Raw genomic sequence first — 20357 nt, forward strand, 5'->3', positions numbered from 1 at the left:
TGTCCAACCGGGCCTGGAATGCCCGGGCGTTCCTATGCTCGGAGTTACCATGACGCTGTCCAGCGGGCTGATCGCCGCCGTTGCCCTGGCCTATATGGCCATTATGTTTGCCATCGCCTTCTACGGTGACCGTCGCCGTGCGCCACTGCCGCCGCGCATGCGTGCCTGGGTGTACAGCCTGTCGCTGGCAGTTTATTGCACCAGTTGGACCTTCTTCGGCGCCGTAGGCCAGGCCGCCGAACAGCTGTGGGCGTTTTTACCGATTTACCTGGGGCCGGTGCTGCTGCTGGTGCTGGCACCCTGGGTGCTGCAGAAGATGATTCTGATCAGCAAGCAGGAAAACATCACCTCCATTGCCGACTTTATTGCCGCACGCTACGGCAAATCCCAATCGCTGGCGGTGGTGGTCGCACTCATCTGCCTGGTCGGCGTATTGCCTTACATCGCCCTGCAACTCAAAGGCATCGTGCTGGGGGTGAACCTGTTGATCGGCGCGGGCGCGGACACCACCGGCACCCGCGCCCAGGACACCGCGTTGATTGTGTCGCTGGTGCTGGCGCTGTTCACCATCGTGTTTGGTACGCGCAACCTCGACGCGACGGAGCACCACCGGGGCATGGTGCTGGCGATCGCGTTTGAATCCCTGGTCAAGCTGTTCGCCTTTCTGGCGGTCGGCGCGTTTGTGACCTACGGCCTGTACGACGGTTTCGGCGACCTGTTCAGCCAGGCCATGTTGGCGCCACGGCTGGAGGAATACTGGAAAGAGACCGTCAACTGGCCGTCGATGGTGGTGCAGACCGGCGTGGCAATGATGGCGATCATCTGCCTGCCGCGGCAGTTTCATGTCACGGTGGTGGAAAATATCGACCCTCAGGACCTGCGTCTGGCCAAATGGGTGTTCCCCGCCTACCTGATCCTGGCCGCTCTGTTTGTAGTACCGATCGCCCTGGGCGGCAAGATGATGCTGCCGGGCTCGGTGCTGCCGGACTCCTACGTGATCAGCCTGCCCATGGCCGAAGCCCACCCGGCGCTGGCGGTGCTGGCCTTTATCGGCGGCGCCTCGGCGGCCACCGGCATGGTGATTGTGGCGAGCATCGCCCTGTCGACCATGGTCTCCAACGACATGCTACTGCCGTGGCTGCTGCGCCGCTCCAGTGCCGAGCGCCCGTTCGAAGTGTTCCGCCACTGGATGCTGTCGGTACGCCGAGTCAGCATCGTCATCATCCTGTTGCTGGCCTACGTCAGCTACCGCCTGCTGGGCTCCACCGCGAGCCTGGCGACCATCGGCCAGATCGCCTTTGCCGCCGTGACTCAACTGGCACCGGCGATGCTCGGTGCGCTGTATTGGAAACAGGCCAACCGACGCGGCGTGTTTGCCGGGCTGGCAGCGGGCACTTTCCTATGGTTCTACACCTTGGTCCTACCGGTTACGGCGAAAAGCCTGGGCTGGTCCCTCAGCCTTTTCCCAGGACTGACGTGGATGCATTCCCATCCACTGGGTCTGTCCGTCACGTCGTTGACCCTGGGCACCGTGTTCTCGCTGGCGGGCAACTTCACGCTGTTCGTGTGGGTGTCGATGCTGTCGCGCACACGGGTTTCCGAACACTGGCAAGCCGGGCGTTTTATTGGCCAGGAAATCAGCCAACGCGCCAGCGCCCGCTCGATGCTGTCGGTGCAGATCAGTGATTTGCTCAGCCTGGCCGCGCGCTTTGTGGGTGAAGAACGCGCCCAGCAGAGTTTTATCCGCTTCGCCTATCGCCAGGGCAAAGGCTTCAACCCCAACCAGAATGCCGACAACGACTGGATCGCGCACACAGAGCGGTTGCTGGCCGGTGTACTCGGTGCCTCCTCGACCCGCGCCGTGGTGAAAGCCGCCATTGAAGGGCGGGAAATGCAGTTGGAGGACGTAGTACGCATCGCCGACGAAGCCTCGGAAGTGCTGCAGTTCAACCGCGCCTTGCTGCAAGGCGCTATCGAGAACATCACCCAGGGTATCAGCGTGGTCGACCAGTCCCTCAAGCTGGTGGCCTGGAACCGGCGCTACCTGGAGCTGTTCAACTACCCGGATGGACTGATCAGCGTCGGTCGGCCGATTGCCGACATCATCCGCTACAACGCCGAACGTGGCTTGTGCGGGCCAGGTGAGGCCGAAGTGCATGTGGCGCGACGCCTGCACTGGATGCGCCAGGGCCGTGCGCACACGTCTGAACGCTTGTTTCCCAATGGTCGCGTGATCGAGCTGATCGGCAACCCGATGCCCGGCGGTGGCTTCGTGATGAGTTTCACCGACATCACTGCGTTCCGTGAAGCCGAGCAAGCTCTTACAGAGGCCAACGAAGGCCTGGAACAACGGGTCACCGAGCGCACCCACGAACTGTCGCAGTTGAACGTGGCGCTCACCGACGCCAAGGGCGTGGCCGAGTCCGCCAGCCAGTCGAAGACGCGTTTCCTGGCGGCGGTCAGCCATGACCTGATGCAACCCCTGAATGCCGCACGCCTGTTCTCCGCCGCCCTCTCCCACCAGCAGGACGGCCTCTCCAGCGAAGCCCGGCAATTGGTGCAGCATCTGGACAGCTCACTGCGTTCCGCCGAAGACCTGATCAGCGACCTGCTGGATATTTCGCGCCTGGAAAACGGCAAGATCAATCCGCAGCGCCAGCCTTTTGTGCTTAACGAACTGTTCGACACCTTGGGCGCCGAGTTCAAGGCGCTGGCCCAGGAGCAAGGTCTGCGCTTCCGCCTGCGCGGCAGTCGTTTGCGCGTGGACAGCGACATCAAGTTGCTCCGCCGGATTTTGCAGAACTTTCTTACCAACGCATTCCGTTATGCCGACGGCCCGGTGCTACTCGGCGTACGCCGACGTAAAGACGAGCTGTGCCTGGAAGTGTGGGACCGTGGCCCGGGAATCCCACCGGATAAACAAAAGGTGATCTTCGAGGAATTCAAGCGCCTGGACAGCCACCAGACCCGCGCCGAGAAAGGCCTGGGGTTGGGCCTGGCGATCGCCGACGGCCTGTGCCGCGTGCTGGGCCACCGCCTGAGTGTGCGTTCATGGCCCGGCAAAGGCAGCGTATTCAGCGTGCGCGTGCCGCTGGCCCGTAACCAGACCAGCGCGCAGGTCAGGACGCCGCAGGAAACCGGCCTGCCGCTGAGCGGTGCGCAGGTGCTGTGCGTGGATAACGAAGAGAGCATCCTGCTCGGCATGCGCAGCCTGCTGACGCGCTGGGGCTGCGAAGTCTGGACCGCCACCGACCAGGCGCAATGCGCGGCATTGCTGGCCGATGGCGTGCGTCCGCAACTGGCGCTGGTGGACTACCATCTGGACCATGGCGAAACCGGGACTGAACTGATGGGTTGGCTGCGCGCACAATTGGCGGAGCCGATTCCCGGCGTGGTGATCAGCGCCGACGGCCGTCCGGAGATGGTGGCCGAGGTGCATGCGGCGGGGTTGGATTACCTGGCCAAGCCGGTGAAACCGGCAGCGTTGCGAGCATTGTTGAGTCGGCATCTGCCTTTGTAGGAGACGGCAGGCCGACGCCTACCGTTACTCGGGCAGATGGGCCACGCCATCTGAGTCGGTCATCGCCCGTTCCAGCAAATCAGCAGGAAGACTCTTGCTGGCCCGCGCACCGAGCAACCTCAATTGCTCAGTCCGGCTGACCAGATTTCCGCGCCCATCTGTCAGCTTGTTACGTGCTGCGCTGTAAGCCTTATCCAACTGCTGCAAACGGTTACCCACTTCATCCAGGTCCTGGATAAACAACACGAACTTGTCGTACAGCCAACCGGCGCGCTCGGCGATCTCCCGGGCATTCTGGCTCTGGCGTTCCTGCTTCCACAGGCTGTCGATCACGCGCAGGGTGGCCAGCAACGTGGTCGGGCTGACGATCACGATATGGCGGTCGAAGGCTTCCTGGAACAGGCTCGGCTCGGCCTGCAACGCAGCGGAAAACGCTGCTTCAATAGGTACGAACAGCAACACGAAATCCAGGCTGTGCAGGCCCTCCAGGCGCTTGTAATCCTTGCTCGCCAGCCCCTTGACGTGATTACGCAGCGACAGTACGTGCTGTTTCAGGGCCGCCTGGCCGATGACCTCATCATCCGCCGCCACGTATTGTTGATACGCGGTGAGGCTGACCTTGGAATCCACCACCACCTGCTTGTCACCAGGCAACATGATCAGCACGTCCGGCTGGAAGCGCTCGCCATCCGGGCCCTTGAGGCTGACCTGGGTCTGGTACTCACGGCCTTTTTCCAGGCCCGCGTGCTCCAATACCCGTTCGAGGATCAGTTCACCCCAGTTGCCTTGGGTTTTCTGGCCCTTCAACGCACGGGTCAGGTTGGTGGCTTCATCCGACAGACGCAGGTTCAGTTGCTGTAGGCGCTCCAGCTCTTTAGCCAGGGAAAAACGCTCGCGCGCCTCGTTCTGATAGCTTTCTTCCACGCGCTTTTCGAAAGACTGAATGCGCTCCTTCAGCGGGTCGAGCAATTGGCCCAGGCGCTCCTGGCTGGTTTCGGCAAAGCGCTGTTCGCGCTCATCGAAGATCTTGCCGGCCAGCTCGGCAAACTGCGCGCGCAGCTCATCCCGCGAGCCTTGCAGGTCGGTCAGGCGTTGTTGATGGCTGTCCTGTTGTTCGCGCAATTCGGCGCGCAAGGCAGCTGAAAGAGCGTCGAGGCGGCGCAGCTCAGTCTCCTTGGCGCTGCGGTCGAGGTTCCAGGCGTGGGCGGCGTCGCGGGCATTGTCGCGGTCGATCTGCAGCAGCTCGACTTCGCGGCGTAAGGCAGCCAGGTCGGCCTGCTTGGCGGCGTTGGCCTGGCTCAGATCGCTGATCTCGTCGCGGCTGGCATCCAACTGCGCGGCGAGGCCCTCCTGGGCCAGTTGTGCGGTGGCCAGGCGCTCTTCGAGCAGTTCCCAGCCGGTCATGCGTGCGGTCAGACGCCGCTGAAGCTGCCAGCACACCGCCAATAAAGGCACGGCAGCGCCTGCGAGGCCCAGGGCGATACTGGTCCAGTCAAAAACCATAGACATGTCTGCCATCACCGAAAAAAAGCAAGGTTAGCGGAGCCCAGGGCCTGAGGACAGCTCAGTCTTCGACCTGGCCCAGTTCACGCTGGGCGCGACGGTCGCCGGCACGGGCCGCCAGGCGCAACAGGTCGTGGCCGATGCGGCGGTCGCGGGCATTCCCACATTCACGGCACATCAGTTGGCCCAGGCGACTTTGGGCAGCGACCACGCCTTCACGGGCGGGCTGCTTGAGCAAGCGCCCGGCGAAGTGTTTGACGTTGGTGTTATGACCCAGGCGCGGACTGTCGAGCAGCCACAAGGCAACTTTCAAGGAGAAGCGCTTGGGGGCGGTAACAGTTTGAGGGGTATCGGTAACAGAAGGTGATACTGAGCGAAACTTCATAAAGCACTGTGGGACAGATCGGAAGGCGCGCCACTCTACTCTTTTTTTCGTACAGGTAAAGCTGAAAAAACTCTGCACGCCCGTTCTAGAGCAAGCGCTTGGGACAATCCACAGAAGCTGTGGATAACTCAGTGGACAACCCCCCTTTAACTCGCGCAAAGCCCCATGGAATGGGGGTCGCAGTCAAACTGACGATTTTTTCACCAATAAAAAAAAGCCAGATTTTTCATTGACTTAAATTTCCATTGCAGGCAAATGGCAGCCCCTCAGAGCAGTTGACAACGCAGTTACACACCCCGCAACTAATGTGCACAAGTACCCATCCGACGGTTATATCACCGGCGTTTTTTGAAGCAACTTGCTGCAAAGATGTTACCGCCAAGGCCAACCAGGGACTTTTCAAATCTTGCCGGGCTCGCCACACTCCCCGACCTACAGCGCATGGGTGGAGGGGTCGATGAAGGGAATTCTGTTGTTCGCGGTGCTGCTCCTGGCCATCTGTGCCATTTCCTTGGGAATCAATGCGGCGCTGCCCTCTCCGGACGGGGCACTGTTCGCCATCGCCATTTTGCTGTCGGCGGCGTTCACGGCCGTGAGCTTGTGCATTGAGCTCGGCGAAGGCCGGATCAACGATATGGGTGACGTGATGAAAGTGGTCGAGACCGGCCAATCCCTGCGCTTGACCCTTGCCGCCTACGGCCTGGGTTGCTCGCTGGCAGCGGCAGCCACGGTACTGGTTTATCGGGGCCTGCTGGGCGGCTGATTGAAGTTTTTTCGCTAACACACTTCCCTTACCCGTTTCAATCCGTTACTATCCGCGGCGTTAGTACCAAGCTGAAAGTCAATTCTGGTCGAACAACTCCCTTGTATAACACGGGATCGACCACCTCGATGGTTTCCAGGTATTACTTGCGACGACACTGCCTTTGAACAAGCAAAGGGTGCCGCGAAGTTTCCATACTCTGACCGAACCAACCTGCAAATTGATCAGGATCTTCACCCTGGGCCCAGAACCTTTGCCCCTGTTGTGTCGCCTGCCCTCCTAAGTACCTACCTGCCAGCCCAAGCGCGCCTAACTTAATAGCGCTTCAAACTGGCTGCTTTGTTCCAGTCGGGTTCTTCGTTCGATCAATGGTGATCAACGTCACTGGAACGTTTTAATACGGCACAGTTCTTATCTGTGTCATTTGTAGGAACACCAATAATTATGAACGCTCAAATCCATACTCAGGATGCCATTCGCACCCTCACCAACGCTTTTGCTCCAATGAACTGCCTGATCATGGCCGCTCGCAAAGGCTGCTTCAGCTTCACCCTGGTCAACGAACACGGCATCGCTCGTCACAGCGAACGCCTGTACCCCGATCAATACTCCAGCGCAGAACCGCTGCAGGCCGTGATCGAGCGTACCCGTCAGGCACTGACTGCCTGATCGACCTGAGTCGCTGAAACACAAAAACCCTGTTTAAAAAGCAGGGTTTTTTATTGCCCGGAATTTGCCCACCGAGCTTTTGCACTAAGTTCAAATAGATATAAACGTTATAACTAAATGAATAAGATGTTTTAAAAACAGTCCTTTACATCGCAAATATGACACTACACTTCAACTCAAGCGGCATGATCCGCTTCCGGCGAGCCTGAGATCCGATCCACTGCTGCCAAGCCCCCACCTTCTCAGGCCTCGTCGTCCACTTTCACGGATTGAGGCTTGTATGGGTATCGCTGCCAGCGAATTATGTCGTTATGTGATCAGGCCGACGTTGATGTACCTCGGCCGACATAACCCGACGGCCGAGTCACTGCTGCTGGGCATTGCCGCCAGCCAGTCGGAACTCGGTTCCGCCTTGCACGACCGGCGTGGACACGGCCTGTACAGCATCACCGAACCGCGCCACCGCGCGTTGTGGGACGACTACCTGGCGCTGGACCCCGAGCGCGCCAGCCTGGTACGCGGCCTTGCCAGCCAGCACGCGTTCCTCAGCGCACCGCAACTTGAGCTGACGGTCAACCTGCGTTATGCCACGGCCATCGCCTGGCTTTTGGTGGAACAACACACCCCTGCACTGCCCCCGCCCGGTGATGTGCTGGCCATGGCACGTATCTGGAAAGAAATTTTTCATCCACAAGGAAGGCTGCGTGATTTCACTCAAGCGTGGCAAACCTGTGTTTCACCCATGAATCAGGTGGTTTGCTGACCGGGCAATTTGCAAGATTCGCCAAAAAACCTGAAATTTGGTCGGATTGTCCTACAAAACCGCTCTATCTCCTGCATTACAGCCTATAGCGCGATGTTAAATTTATTGTTACTTTCCGCAGCGGTGATCACCACGGAGTTCTAATAATGAAAAAAGTAATGCTCAAGACCACACTTAGCCTCGCCGTTGCCATGGCATCCTCCCATCTGTTCGCAAGCGGTTTCGCACTGAACGAACAGAGCGTCAGCGGGATGGGTACGGGTTTCGCAGGTCGCTCTTCTTCTGCCGATGATGCAAGCACGGTTTACGGTAACCCTGCCGGTATGTCCCGCTTGAATGGCCAGCAAATCACGGGCGGTGTTGCTGCCATTGATGCGTCGACCGATATCAGCAACACAGGTGGTAATTCTCGCGGCTCCAACAAAGGTGACATGGTTCCGTTCACCGCAGTGCCATTTGGTTTCTATACCAACAAACTCAATGATCAGTGGGCCGTTGGCTTCGGTGTATACGCACCGTTCGGCCTGGTGACTGACTACGAAAGCGGCTTTCAGGGCCGTGGTTTCGGCAGCAAGAGCGAAGTGAAGGTCATCACCTTCCAGCCAACTGTCAGCTATGCATTCAACGACCGCGTATCGGTCGGCTTTGGCCCGACCATCAACCGGATCTCCGGTGTGCTGGAATCGGACAAGACCCTTAACCCTGCCGTCAGCGATACCAACGTCAAAATCAAGGGCGATGATACGGCACTGGGCTTCAATGTCGGTGTATTGGTCCAAGCGACTGATACCACACGTGTTGGCCTGACCTACCACTCCAAGGTCAAGTACAAGCTGGACGGCCACACCACCGTGAGTGGTCCCGCCGCCACTCAACCGTTCCTGCGTAACAACCGTTATGACGCGTCGCTGAAAATCGATACCCCAGAGTCCTACGACCTGTCGGTTACACAAGACCTGACTGACGCCTGGAAACTGTATGGCGGTGCTACCTGGACGCGCTGGAGTCGCCTGAAAGAGATCACCGTCAACAACAAAGGTGTAACGGGGGCAGGTGGTTTATTGGCACCGAGCCAACTTAGCGCGATCACCGAAGAACAGAACTGGCACGATACCTGAGCCTACGCAGTGGGTACTTCTTACCAGTTGACCAACCAAGTGGTGTTGCGCACCGGTTTGACCTTCGACCAGTCACCCACCAACAACACCAATCGTTCTCCGCGGATTCCTACAGGCGACCGCACGATCTTCAGTGTGGGCCTTGGTTACAAAGTCATGGATAACATGACGATCGACCTGGCTTACTCGTACCTGAAGGAAGAGGACGTCAAGGTCAACCAGACCGCTGCCGCTCCTTCAACCGCCAGCTACCGCGCCAAGTATGAAAACAGCGCCAACGGTTTCGGCCTGGGCATGACCTACACCTTCTGATCCAGACGGGTGTAAAAAAGCCCCGCTCTCCTGCAAAGGAAGCGGGGCTTTTTAATGGCTGACGATCAAGGCTTGGACGCTATCGCCTCCTCCACTGCCTTGATCATGTCCGGACTATCCGGCTTGGTGAGGCTGGAAAAGTTGGCAATCACCTTGCCCTGCCGATCCACCACGTACTTGTAGAAATTCCACTTCGGCGGCGTGTCGGTCTGCTGCGCCAGCACCTTGAACAGGTGCACCGCATCCGGTCCCTTGACCTTCTGTGGCTCGGTCATGGTGAAGGTCACGCCGTAATTCACGTAGCAGACCTTGGCAGTCTCTTCGCCAGTCTTGGCTTCCTGCTTGAAGTCATCGGACGGCACGCCGATCACTTCCAGCCCTTGGCCCTTGTAGCGTTGGTACAACGCCTCAAGGCCTTTGAACTGCGGGGCGAACCCGCAGAAGCTGGCAGTGTTGACGATAACCAGCGGCTTGCCAGCAAAACGCTGGCACAGGTCGATGGATTCCTTGGCGCGCAGCTTGGGCAACTGGCCCTCCAGCAGCGGCGTGCAACTGGCGGCCAGGGCGGCACTGCCAATGGCCATCAGGACGGGTACAGCGAGCCAACGCATCTGCATGTCGTGTGTCCTTAAAAGTATTCAGACCACGAACTTAACAGATCGCCATACCCAGTTGCATCAACGCCAGCCCGCCATGCTGCCAGCCCCACCAGGCCAGCAGCACCAGGATCAGTCCCGCGACGAGGATCAGACCGCGTAACGCTACACTCATGCCGCCTCCATCTGCGCCTGCAAGCGCGCCACCGGCCGCTCACGCACCGGCCAGTTCAGGGCGGCGGCGAGCAGGCTCAACAGAATCGCCACCTGCCAGATCAAATCGTAGTTGCCGGTTCGATCATAGACCACCCCGCCCAACCAGCCACCCAGGAACGAACCCAACTGGTGGAACAGGAATACGATCCCACCCAGCATGGAAAGGTTTCGCACACCAAACAGCGTTGCCACGGTGCCGTTGGTCAACGGTACCGTGGATAGCCACAGGAAGCCCATCGCCATGCCAAACAGGTAGGCCGTGATCTCGGTGACCGGCGCCCACAGAAACAGCACGATCACCACCGCACGCAGCAGGTACAAGCCCGTCAGCAAGCGCGGTTTGGACATGCGCCCGCCGAGCCAGCCGGCGGTGTAGGTCCCGAAGATATTGAACAGGCCAATCAGGGCCAGCACCGTGGTGCCAACCGTGGCCGGCAAGTGCTGGTCTACGAGGTAAGCCGGCAGGTGCACGCCGATAAACACTACTTGAAAACCGCAGACAAAAAAGCCGAACGCCAGCAGCCAGAAGCCGGAATGGGAGCAGGCTTCCTTCAAGGCTTCACGCAGGGTCTGCTGGCCGGCCAGCGCTGGTAGAGGCCGGTCCTTGAGCATGGCGACCAGCGGCAGGATCAGCGCCACCATCAAGCCCAGTGCGAGCAATGCCGTCGACCAGCCCAGCCAACTGATCAAACCCAGCGTGCCCGGTACCATCGCAAACTGGCCGAACGAACCGGCCGCACTGGCGATCCCCATCGCCATGCTGCGTTTTTCCGGCGCCACCGCGCGGCCGACCACACCCAGAATCACTGAGAACGAGGTGCCGGACAGGCCGATACCAATCAACAAGCCCGCACTGAGGGACAACGACCACGCCGAATCGGACATGCCCATCAACACCAGGCCAACGGCGTACAGAACACCGCCGACAAATACCGCTTTGGTGGCACCAAAACGGTCGGCCAGGGCGCCGGTGAACGGCTGCGCCAGACCCCAGATCAGGTTCTGCAGGGCGATGGCGAAGGCGAAGGTCTCGCGGCCCCAGCCAAACTCGCTGCTCATCGGCGCCAGGAACAGGCCGAAACCGTGGCGCACGCCCAACGACAACGCCAGGATCAGCGCACTCCCCACAAGAATCCAGCCACTGGTGCGCCACATCGAGGTCATTTCTTATTCTCCGCTCGCGGGTATATACCCGCTTGTATTCGAACAAACTCCCATTCAGGCGAGTTCGTCCAGCAAGGCCAACAAGGTTTCGCGTTTTTCCGCGCCGAGTTGATCGATCAATTTCTGCTGCGCCGCTTCCCAGGCGGGTAATGCGGCGGCGAGTCGCGCCTCACCCTCCCGGGTCAAGATCACCAGGCGATTGCGCAGGTCGTCGCCTTCCACCAGTTGCACCAGGCCCTCGCCTTCCAGCACCCGCAGGTTGCGGCCCAAGGTGCTGCGATCCAGGCCCATGGCGTCCGCCAGGCTGGAAATGCTCGGCTGGTCGAGTCGTTGCAGGTTGCACAGCAAAGAATACTGGGCGACGTTGATCCCGAAGCCGTCGAGAGCGCCGTCGTAATGCCTGCTGACGCCACGGGCGGCACGTCGCAGGTTGGTACATAAACATTGGGAGGCAAGCATGGAACGTGTATATACCCGCGATTAAGGAAATGCAAGAAAGTGTTACAGCGCCAGGCCGACCAACACCACGACTTCCAGCAGCTCCAGCAAGGCCCCTGCGGTGTCACCGGTGGTGCCGCCCAGGCGATTGACCATCAGTTGGCGCAGCCCCAGAAAGCAGATCGCCGCGAGCAATACCGCAACCCCGCCGCTGAAGCCGCCAATCAGGATGCAGGCAAGACCACTGAGGATCAGTACCTGTTGACCGACAATCCTCGGTAAATGATCCGACAGAGCCTGGCCCAGTCCCCCTGCACGCACATAGCGCGTGGTGAGAAACAGCGCCAGCATCGATGCGCGGCCGATCAGCGGCGCCAGGATCAGCGCGGCGCCATTGTGTTGCTCGATCAAAGCCACCAGCGCAGTGAACTTGAGCAACAGCACCAACCCCAGCGTCACCACGGCAATCGGCCCGCTGCGCGGGTCCTTCATGATCGTGAGCGTGCGCTCGCGGTCACCGAAGCCGCCCAGCCAGGCATCGGCGCTGTCCGCCAGGCCATCCAGGTGCAAGCCGCCGCTGAGCAATACCCAGGCAGTCAGTAACAGTGCGGCATGCAGCAGCAATGGCGCGCCCATCAATACGCTGTTCAGCGCCCACAACAGCACGCCGAACAACAGGCCTACCACCGGATAAAACAGCAGCGAACGCCCCAGTTCCTGAGGCTGCGGCATGCCCGGCAGGCGAATCGGCAGGCTGCTGAGAAATTGCAGGGCGATCCAGAATGGCAGCACGTCTACTCCCCTTCCTTCAGAGTTCCGTCAGCCGCAACCTGCAGGCTGAACAGCCCACCATGACCGACCTCGACGTTCAACAACTGCTCCCGGGGCAAGCCACGCGCCTGCGCCAGTAACAGGCGCATCACGCCGCCGTGACTGATCAACAACACTCGTTCACCGGCATATGCCTGATGCAAACGTGAGACAGCCCCCAGAACCCGTTCGGAAAAGGCGCTGACCGGCTCCCCGTCCGGCGGTGTAAAGCTATAAGGATCGGCCCAGAACAGCCCCAGCCCTTCGGCGTCGGTCTCCATCAAGGTCGCCGCACTCTGCCCTTCCCACGCACCGAAGTGCAGCTCTTGCAGGTCCTTCTCCAGCGTCACCGGCAGCTTGAGCCGGGCGCCCAATTCTTCGGCAAATCGCGCACAGCGTTGCAGCGGCGAACTGATCAGGCGGTCCCACGGCCCCCGCGCCACCACAGCCTCGCGCATCTGCACCCAGCCATTGGCGGTGAGTGCATCGTCCAGGCTGCCGCGCAGGCCGCCACCCAGCTCGGTTTCGCCGTGGCGCAGCAGGTCGAGGTGCAAGATCATGCCGGGCGGTCCGCCACGGCGGCTTCGGCGAAGGTCGCCATTTGCCCGTGCAATGCACAGGCAAGGCGCAACAACGGCACTGCCAGCGCCGCACCACTGCCTTCGCCCAGGCGCAGGCCCAGTTCCAGCAACGGCTGCGCGTCGAGGTGTTGCAGCACATGACGATGGCCAGGCTCGGCGCCACGATGGCCGAACACCAGCCACTCGCGGCATGCCGGGTTCAGGCGCGTGGCGACCAGTGCCGCGACGGTGCAGATGAACCCATCCACCAACACCACGATGCCTTCCTGGGCACACGCCAGGTATGCACCGACCAGCGCGGCGATCTCGAAGCCGCCGAGATTGAACAGGGTCTGCAAGACATCGCCGCGTTGGGCGGCATGCACCGCCAGTGCGCGCTCGATCACGGCCACCTTGTGGCTCACGCCCTGGGCATTCAAGCCGGTGCCCGGCCCCGTCAGGTCACTGACCTGGCAGTCGAGCAAGGCACACGCCAGGGCACTGGCGGCGGTGGTGTTGCCAATGCCCATCTCGCCGCCGATAAACAGCTGTGCACCGCTAGCCAGCGCACGCCGCGCACTGTCGCGACCGGCTTGCAGGGCACGTTGCCCCTGGGCCTCGGTCATGGCCGGGCCGTTGACAAAATTGGCGGTGCCCGCGCCGATGTTCAGGTGACGCACACCGGGCAGGTCCAGGGACGGGGTCACCGTGCCCAGGTCGACCACTTCCAACTGTGCTTCCAGCTGCCGCGCCAAGACGCTGATAGCCGCCCCCCCGCTGACGAAGTTGTGCAGCATCTGCCCGGTGACCTCCTGGGGAAACGCCGACACACCTTCCGCGACCACGCCATGGTCACCGGCGAAGATGGCGATCCACAGCGCGTCCACCGACGGTTTGACCTGGCCCTGCAAGCCGGCCAATTGCACCGCCAGCGCTTCCAACTGGCCGAGGGAGCCGGCCGGTTTGGTCAGTTGCTGTTGGCGTGCCAGAGCGTGTTCGTAGGCTTGAGTGTCAATCGCCTTACACGGGTTGAGCCACCAGGTGTCAGTCATAACGCAGTACCTTTCAAAGTCAGGGGCAGGCCGGCGACGGTCAGGACAACACGCTGACATCGCTCGGCCAAGGCTTGATGCAGCCAACCGGCTTCATCCACATAGCGGCGAGTCAATTCGCCCAGCGGCACGACACCCAGACCGGTCTCGTTGCTGACAAAAATGATTTCACCCGGCAGCGCGGCCAGGGTTTCCAGCAGTTGATCGCGCTCGGCGGCCAGACGATGCGAATCCTCAAGCATCAGCAGATTGGTGAGCCACAGGGTCAGGCAATCCACCAGCAGGCAGCGCTCGGTTGCCGCGTTGTCGCGCAGTACCCGCGCCAGTTCAACGGGTTCTTCGATCAGCCCCCAATGGTCGGGGCGACGCTGGCGATGCAGGGCGACACGCGCGCTCATCTCGCCATCCAGCGGTTGGCTGGTGGCGATGTACGTGACGGGCAAGCCACTGTCGCTGGCAAGCTTTTCGGCGAGGCGGCTTTTGCCGGACCGGGCACCACCGAGGATCAGCTGGAGCATGGGGTGACTCCACACAAACTGCGCAACAAATCGGTATCCAGGTGGTTCTCTACCAAGTCTGCCAGGCGCTCGATATCGCGCTCGCGCAGGGCGTGGTAATCCACTTCCTGCACGTCCTGCAAACCGGCCCAGCGCAACAAGGCGCTGCACGCGGCCGGGCTTTCGAACAAGCCATGCAAGTAGGTGCCAAGGATCTGCCCATCGGCACTTTGTGCGCCATCGCTGCGGCCATCCTCCAGCAACACGGCGGCATTCGACAAAGCATCACCGCAGGTCACGCCCGCATGGATCTCATAACCGCTGACCTCGGCATTCTCCAACAACAAACGCCCACGCACGTTGCGCAACTGCTTCTCTTCTTCCAGCGTGGTACTGAACGCCAGCAGCCCCAGGCCATCGCTGGAACCGGCAGGCCCTTCCAGGCCCAACGGGTCGTGCACTTGCTCGCCGAGCATCTGCAAGCCGCCGCAAATGCCGAGCACCTTGCCGCCATAACGCAAGTGACGCGCCACGGCGGCGTCCCAACCGTTGGCACGCAGATAGGCCAGGTCGCTGCGCACACTTTTCGAGCCGGGCAGGATGATCAGGTCGGCGGCCGGGATCGGCTGGCCTGGCCCGATGAATTGCAAATCCACCTGGGGGTGCAGGCGCAGCGGGTCGAAATCCGTATGGTTGCTGATGCGCGGCAACACCGGGACCACCACCTTGAGCACCTGGGCCGCCTTGTCGATCTGGCGTTTGTCGATGCCGTCCTCGGCTTCCAGGTGCAGGTCCATCACGTAAGGCAGAACGCCCACCACCGGTTTGCCGGTGCGTGCTTCCAGCCAGTCCAGGCCGGGTTGCAACAGCGCGATGTCACCGCGAAAACGGTTGATGATGAAGCCTTTGACCCGCGCCTGTTCCGTGGGTGACAGCAGCTCCAGGGTGCCGACCAGGTGGGCGAATACCCCGCCGCGATTGATATCGGCAATCAGCAACACCGGGCAATCCACCGCCTCGGCGAAGCCCATGTTGGCGATGTCGTTGGCGCGCAGGTTGATTTCCGCCGGGGAGCCAGCGCCTTCCACCATGACCACGGGATAGGCCTGGTTCAACCGGGCGTGGGAGGCCAGCACCGCCTGCATCGCAATGGCTTTGTAGTCGTGATAGGCCACGGCGTTCATGGTGGTCACGGCACGGCCGTGGATGATCACTTGGGAGCCGGTGTCGCTGTTGGGTTTGAGCAGCACCGGGTTCATGTCGGTATGAGGCGCCAGGTTGGCGGCCTGGGCCTGCACCGCCTGGGCGCGGCCGATTTCACCACCTTCGGCGGTCACGGCGCTGTTGAGCGCCATGTTCTGCGGCTTGAACGGCGCCACGGCCACACCCTGGCGCACCAGCCAGCGGCACAACGCGGTCACTAACGTACTTTTGCCGGCATCGGAGGTGGTGCCCTGCACCATCAGCGTACTCATGTTGCGTCCTTATAGGCGGCCAGGGCGTCGTCGAGGCGCTGCCAGTCGGCCTCAGTGTCGGGCAGGCCGAAACGCAGGCTGCTGTCGTGGACGAACAGGCGCAGCAGAATGCCGCGCTGGGCCATGAATTCGTGCACACGTTCGGCATGGGGCGTGATCAGCCATTGGAACAAGGCACAGCCGCCCTGAGGTGGAAAGCCGTGGCGCTCCAGCAACGCGAACAAGCGCTGGCCCGCCTCTATGCAACGCGTGCGTTGCCGCGCATGCCCGGCGGTGTCGCGCAGGCACCCTTGGCCCAGCACCCGCGTCGGTCCGCTGACCGCCCAGGGGCCGACCTGCTCGGCGAGCAACTTGAGCAACTTGCGCTCGGCCAACACAAAGCCCAGCCGCACGCCGGCCAGGCCGAAGAACTTGCCGAACGAACGCAGCACGATCAAACCGACCTGATGCGCCTGGCCGGCCAGGCTCAGTTGCGGGGTGACGTCCATGAAGGCCTCATCCACCACCAGCCAGCCGCCGCGCTGGGCCAGCCGCGAGTGCCAATCCAGCAGGCGTTGCGGGCTCAGGCTCAGGCCGGTGGGGTTATTGGGGTTGACCACCACCAGCACGTCGAGGCCATCAAGAAAGAAGTCGACTTCCTGCTCCTGCACTTCGCGCACCACGTAACCGGCGCGGCGCCACGCTTCGGCGTGTTCGGCATAGCACGGCGACAACACGCCGACCTTGCCGGCGCGACGCAGGCGCGGCAATAACTGGATCGCCGCCTGGGAACCCGGCACCGGCAATAGATGCGCAGCGCCGTAGTATTCGCTGGCGGCCTGCTCCAGGCCGTCGTCGGTTTCCGGCAGGCGCGCCCAGGCACGCAGGGGAATCCCGGGGATCGGCCAGGGCCAGGGCGCGAGCCCGCTGGACAGGTCCAGCCAGTCGGCTTCGGCTATCCCGTACTGAATCGCTGCCTTGCGCAGCCGGCCACCATGCTCAAGCATAGAATTGCGCCCCCGCGCACAGGATCAACAGCCACAACCATACGCCGCGCTGCACCAGTTGCCAGCCCCGATCGATGGAATCGGCATCCGCCGCCGGGCCTTCGCCCAGTTGCGGACGATGGTGCACTTCGCCGTGATAGATCGCGGCACCGCCCAGCTCCACGCCCAGGGCGCCCGCACCAGCGGCCATGACCGGGCCGGCGTTGGGGCTGTCCCAGGTCGGGCCCTGGGTGCGCCAGCATTTGAGCGCCAGCCGGGTCTTGCCCAGCAACGCGTAGGTCAACGCCACCAGGCGTGCGGGAATGTAGTTCAGCACATCGTCGATTTTTGCCGCCGCCCAACCGAAGCGCTCAAAACGCTCGTTGCGATAACCCCACATGGCGTCGAGGGTGTTGCTCAGGCGGTAAAGCACCACGCCCGGCACACCGGCCACCACAAACCAGAAAATCGCAGCGAACACCGCATCGCTGCCGTTCTCCAGCACCGATTCGGTGGCGGCACGGGCGACTTCGGTGCGGTCCAGCTCGCTGGTCTGGCGGCTGACCAGGTAGCTCACGCGTTTGCGCGCCGCCTCCAAGTCATCACTGCGCAGGGCCTGGGCCACCGGGATCACATGCTCGCCAAGGCTGCGCATGCCAAGGGCGCAGTACAACGCCAGGATCTCCAGTACCCAGCCAATGTAAGGCGCCCACGACAAGGCCGTAGCCAGCAGCGTCAGCGGCACCACGGCGATAAACCACGCGGTCACGCCATGGCTGCGCCAGCCACGGCCACCGGTATTGAAACGTTGCTCGATGCGCCCGGCAAAATCGCCGAACGCCACCAGCGGATGCCAGCGCCTGGGTTCGCCCAGCAGCGCATCCAGCGCGACTGCAGCGACACACAGCAAGGCCACACTCATTGACTCACTCCCCACGCATTTTCATACAACATGTCACTCAAGGGCCGAGGCTCGGTCCAGCCTTCGAGCTGCAACATCGGTGCCGGGTAGAACTCGGCTACCGGCCCCAGGCACAACACGGCCAGGGGTTTCGCACCGGGCGGCAAACCCAGCAGATCGGCCAGCGCCTGGGGTTCGAACAACGAGACCCAGCCCATGCCCAGGCCTTCGACCCGCGCCGCCAGCCACAAATTCTGGATAGCACAGGACAATGACGCCATGTCCATTTCCGGCAGGGTGCGACGCCCGAAGATGTGCCGCTCGCGATCATCCATCAACGCCGCTACCAGCACTTCGGCACAGTCGTGAATGCCTTCGACCTTGAGCTTCATGAACTCATCGGAACGCTCGCCCAGGGCTTCGGCGGTGCGTACGCGTTCTTCTTCCACCACCTGTTGAATCTGCCCACGCAACTGGCGATCGCTGATGCGAATAAAGCGCCAGGGCTGCATCAGGCCGACGCTGGGCGCCTGGTGTGCGGCCTGGAGCAAGCGGTGGAGCAGCTCGGGGGCGACAGTGCCGCCGCTGAAGTGGCGCATGTCGCGGCGTTCGGCGATGGCGCGGTAGACGGCGTCGCGGTCGGCCTGGGGAAAAGCGTTGTCGCTCATAGTGCTGGATCGGGCGCGAACAATGCGGCCACCGCCTGGGGATTGGATGGGAAATAGAAGTGTACGTAGGACGCCGTCATCCGCCCCTGTCGATACACCGCCTCGGCACCGCGCCCGCCATTGGGGCTCAGGCCACGGGCAATCGGTTGCCATTCAGTGGTGGTCAGGGAATGGTGATAGGTATGGCCACGCAGGGTGCCTTCCGGCAATTCGACGCTTTGCAGGGCCAGGGCCGCCAGTTTCTTTTGCATCACCGCGTCGCCCTGCAACAGGCCGAGCAGTTCAGCGCGGATGCCGTCGACATCGGTCAGCGAGTCCAGCAGGTAGAGCATGCCGCCGCATTCGGCAAGCAAGGGTTTGCCGGCCGCGTGGTGAGCGCGAATGGCGTCGAGCATCGGGATGTTTTCCGACAGCGCCTGGTGGTGCAATTCGGGGTAACCACCGGGCAGGTAGAGGCTGTCGGCATCGGGCAATTGGCGATCGTGAATCGGCGAAAAAAACTTCAGCTCAGCGCCCATTGCGCGCAGCAGGTCGAGACTCGCGCCGTAGGTAAAGGCGAAGGCCTCATCGCGGGCCACGGCAATGCGCACGCCCTTGAGCAACGGCTCAGCCTCGATCACTTGGGGCGCAGCGAACGTCACCGGCGGCGGCAAGGCGACTTCGCAACTGCTGCCCAACGCTTGGGCGGCGGCGTCCAGGCGTACATCGAGGTCATTCAGTTCGCTCGCTTGCACCAGGCCGAGGTGGCGACTGGGCAGTTCGATACCGGTCTCGCGTGACAATGCGCCATACCAGCGCAGGCCCTCGGTGAGGCTGCCTTCGAGCAGTTGCGCATGACGCAGGGTGCCGACACGGTTGGCCAATACGCCGGCGAATGGCAGATCCGGCTGATAGCGCGCCAGGCCCAATGCCAACGCGCCGAAGGTCTGCGCCATGGCCGTGCCGTCGATCACCCCCAGCACCGGCACGCCGAAGTGTCGCGCCAGGTCGGCGCTGGAGGGTGTGCCGTCGAACAGGCCCATCACGCCTTCGATCAGGATCAGGTCTGCCTCCCCCGCCGCTTCCCACAGCAAACGACGACTTTCCTGCTCGCCCACCATCCACATATCCAACTGATACACCGGCGCACCGCTGGCGCGTTCGTGGATCATCGGGTCGAGAAAGTCCGGGCCGCATTTGAACACGCGCACCTTGCGCCCCAGGTTGCGGTGCAAACGGGCGAGCGCGGCGGTGACGGTGGTTTTGCCCTGGCCGGACGCCGGAGCGGCGATCAAAACGGCAGGGCAATGACGGGGCTGATTCAAAGTTCGACGCCCTTCTGTGCCTTGATACCCGCCTGGAACGCGTGCTTGAGCATGCCCATTTCGGTGACGGTGTCGCCCATTTCGATCAACTCGGGCTTGGCGCCGCGGCCGGTGACCACCACGTGTTGCATCGGTGGACGGGCTTGCAGGTCGCTGAGGACCTGGTCCAGGTCGAGGTAGCCGTGCTTGAGCGCGATGTTCAGCTCGTCCAGCACCACCAGGCCGATGGAGGGGTCTTGCAGCAATTCGCGGGAGACCGCCCAGGCGGCCTCGGCGGCGGCGATGTCGCGCTGGCGGTCCTGGGTTTCCCAGGTGAAGCCTTCGCCCATTACATGGAAGCGCACTTGCTCGGGGAAGCGACGGAAGAACAATTCTTCTCCAGTGCTGTTGCGCCCCTTGATGAACTGCACCACACCGCACTGCATGCCGTGGCCCATGGCACGGGCCAACATGCCGAACGCGGAGCTGCTTTTACCTTTGCCGTTGCCGGTCAGCACCAGCAGCAGACCGCATTCGTTGGGGGAGTTGGCGATGCGCTCGTCGATCACGGCTTTTTTGCGCAGCATGCGCGCCAGGTGGCGTTCGTCGCGGTCGGGGGAATCGGTCATGGCAGCTCTCCGTTGGGGCTGGACAAAAACGGCGGGCAGGAAAAAAGAAAAGCAGACAGCCAAGCATCGC

18 protein-coding genes and 2 pseudogenes are annotated in these 20357 nt (G+C 61.9%); 5 read left to right on the plus strand and 15 right to left on the minus strand.

What is annotated here, in order from left to right:
* The first annotated feature begins 49 nt into the window (after positions 1-49).
* Positions 50-3520, plus strand: a complete 3471-nt coding sequence (locus BFN10_RS21200; protein WP_071491303.1) for a hybrid sensor histidine kinase/response regulator — start codon at positions 50-52, stop codon at positions 3518-3520.
* Positions 3521-3544: 24 nt separating this feature from the next.
* Here BFN10_RS21200 and BFN10_RS21205 read toward each other — a convergent pair whose 3' ends face one another.
* Together BFN10_RS21205 and BFN10_RS21210 are read right to left on the minus strand one after the other, a co-directional pair.
* Positions 3545-4909: a DNA recombination protein RmuC gene (locus tag BFN10_RS21205; RefSeq protein ID WP_173668611.1), complete on the minus strand. Its 1365-nt coding sequence runs from the start codon at positions 4907-4909 to the stop codon at positions 3545-3547.
* A gap of 175 nt (positions 4910-5084) precedes the next feature.
* Positions 5085-5408, minus strand: coding sequence for an SEL1-like repeat protein (locus tag BFN10_RS21210; RefSeq protein WP_025855837.1), 324 nt, complete (start codon positions 5406-5408; stop codon positions 5085-5087).
* A 457-nt stretch (positions 5409-5865) separates the two neighbouring features.
* Here BFN10_RS21210 and BFN10_RS21215 point away from each other — a divergent pair, with 457 nt between their 5' ends.
* The 4 genes and pseudogenes from BFN10_RS21215 to BFN10_RS21230 all read left to right on the plus strand — a co-directional run bounded on the left by BFN10_RS21215 (position 5866) and on the right by BFN10_RS21230 (position 9033).
* Complete coding sequence (locus BFN10_RS21215; protein ID WP_058424938.1) at positions 5866-6171, plus strand: hypothetical protein; 306 nt, start codon at positions 5866-5868, stop codon at positions 6169-6171.
* A gap of 444 nt (positions 6172-6615) precedes the next feature.
* Entirely contained in the window at positions 6616-6840 is a 225-nt protein-coding gene (locus tag BFN10_RS21220; RefSeq protein WP_005790139.1) for a hypothetical protein, read from the plus strand.
* 280 nt (positions 6841-7120) lie between these two features.
* On the plus strand, positions 7121-7603 hold the full coding sequence (locus BFN10_RS21225; protein WP_071491305.1) for a hypothetical protein: 483 nt from the start codon (positions 7121-7123) through the stop codon (positions 7601-7603).
* A 146-nt stretch (positions 7604-7749) separates the two neighbouring features.
* Positions 7750-9033: pseudogene (locus tag BFN10_RS21230) on the plus strand (OmpP1/FadL family transporter).
* Between the two features lie 65 nt (positions 9034-9098).
* On the opposite strand, the gene BFN10_RS21235 reads toward BFN10_RS21230, so the two are convergent.
* The 13 genes and pseudogenes from BFN10_RS21235 to cobO all read right to left on the minus strand — a co-directional run bounded on the left by BFN10_RS21235 (position 9099) and on the right by cobO (position 20287).
* Positions 9099-9650 (minus strand): glutathione peroxidase, encoded by a 552-nt coding sequence (locus tag BFN10_RS21235; RefSeq protein WP_071491306.1) that lies wholly within the window; start codon positions 9648-9650, stop codon positions 9099-9101.
* Positions 9651-9800: 150 nt separating this feature from the next.
* On the minus strand, positions 9801-11000 hold the full coding sequence (locus BFN10_RS21240) for an MFS transporter (RefSeq protein WP_162276405.1): 1200 nt from the start codon (positions 10998-11000) through the stop codon (positions 9801-9803).
* A 63-nt stretch (positions 11001-11063) separates the two neighbouring features.
* Positions 11064-11468 carry a MarR family winged helix-turn-helix transcriptional regulator gene (locus tag BFN10_RS21245; RefSeq protein ID WP_071491308.1) on the minus strand — a complete coding sequence of 135 codons (405 nt, stop codon included), beginning with the start codon at positions 11466-11468 and terminating at the stop codon, positions 11064-11066.
* A gap of 42 nt (positions 11469-11510) precedes the next feature.
* Complete coding sequence (locus BFN10_RS21250; protein ID WP_071491309.1) at positions 11511-12239, minus strand: adenosylcobinamide-GDP ribazoletransferase; 729 nt, start codon at positions 12237-12239, stop codon at positions 11511-11513.
* Positions 12240-12241: 2 nt separating this feature from the next.
* Positions 12242-12817, minus strand: coding sequence for an alpha-ribazole phosphatase family protein (gene cobC, locus BFN10_RS21255; RefSeq protein WP_071491310.1), 576 nt, complete (start codon positions 12815-12817; stop codon positions 12242-12244).
* Positions 12814-13869 (minus strand): nicotinate-nucleotide--dimethylbenzimidazole phosphoribosyltransferase, encoded by a 1056-nt coding sequence (cobT, locus tag BFN10_RS21260; RefSeq protein WP_071491311.1) that lies wholly within the window; start codon positions 13867-13869, stop codon positions 12814-12816. Before cobT ends, cobC begins: the two co-directional genes overlap by 4 nt.
* Entirely contained in the window at positions 13866-14387 is a 522-nt protein-coding gene (cobU, locus tag BFN10_RS21265; RefSeq protein ID WP_071491312.1) for a bifunctional adenosylcobinamide kinase/adenosylcobinamide-phosphate guanylyltransferase, read from the minus strand. The genes cobT and cobU overlap by 4 nt, the downstream gene beginning before the upstream one ends.
* Positions 14383-15841 (minus strand): annotated as a pseudogene (locus BFN10_RS21270) (cobyric acid synthase); the annotation flags it as partial. The gene cobU and the pseudogene BFN10_RS21270, both read right to left, overlap by 5 nt.
* Positions 15838-16827 (minus strand): threonine-phosphate decarboxylase CobD, encoded by a 990-nt coding sequence (cobD, locus tag BFN10_RS21275; protein ID WP_071491314.1) that lies wholly within the window; start codon positions 16825-16827, stop codon positions 15838-15840. The gene cobD and the pseudogene BFN10_RS21270, both read right to left, overlap by 4 nt.
* Positions 16820-17728, minus strand: coding sequence for an adenosylcobinamide-phosphate synthase CbiB (gene cbiB, locus BFN10_RS21280; RefSeq protein ID WP_071491315.1), 909 nt, complete (start codon positions 17726-17728; stop codon positions 16820-16822). Before cbiB ends, cobD begins: the two co-directional genes overlap by 8 nt.
* Complete coding sequence (bluB, locus tag BFN10_RS21285; RefSeq protein WP_071491316.1) at positions 17725-18375, minus strand: 5,6-dimethylbenzimidazole synthase; 651 nt, start codon at positions 18373-18375, stop codon at positions 17725-17727. The genes cbiB and bluB overlap by 4 nt, the downstream gene beginning before the upstream one ends.
* Positions 18372-19679 (minus strand): cobyrinic acid a,c-diamide synthase CobB, encoded by a 1308-nt coding sequence (locus BFN10_RS21290; RefSeq protein WP_071491317.1) that lies wholly within the window; start codon positions 19677-19679, stop codon positions 18372-18374. Before BFN10_RS21290 ends, bluB begins: the two co-directional genes overlap by 4 nt.
* Positions 19676-20287, minus strand: coding sequence for a cob(I)yrinic acid a,c-diamide adenosyltransferase (gene cobO, locus BFN10_RS21295; RefSeq protein ID WP_010208674.1), 612 nt, complete (start codon positions 20285-20287; stop codon positions 19676-19678). The genes BFN10_RS21290 and cobO overlap by 4 nt, the downstream gene beginning before the upstream one ends.
* Between the last annotated feature and the right edge of the window lie 70 nt (positions 20288-20357).

Origin of the sequence: Pseudomonas extremorientalis, assembly GCF_001870465.1 — a bacterium.
Taxonomy (GTDB): domain Bacteria; phylum Pseudomonadota; class Gammaproteobacteria; order Pseudomonadales; family Pseudomonadaceae; genus Aquipseudomonas; species Aquipseudomonas extremorientalis.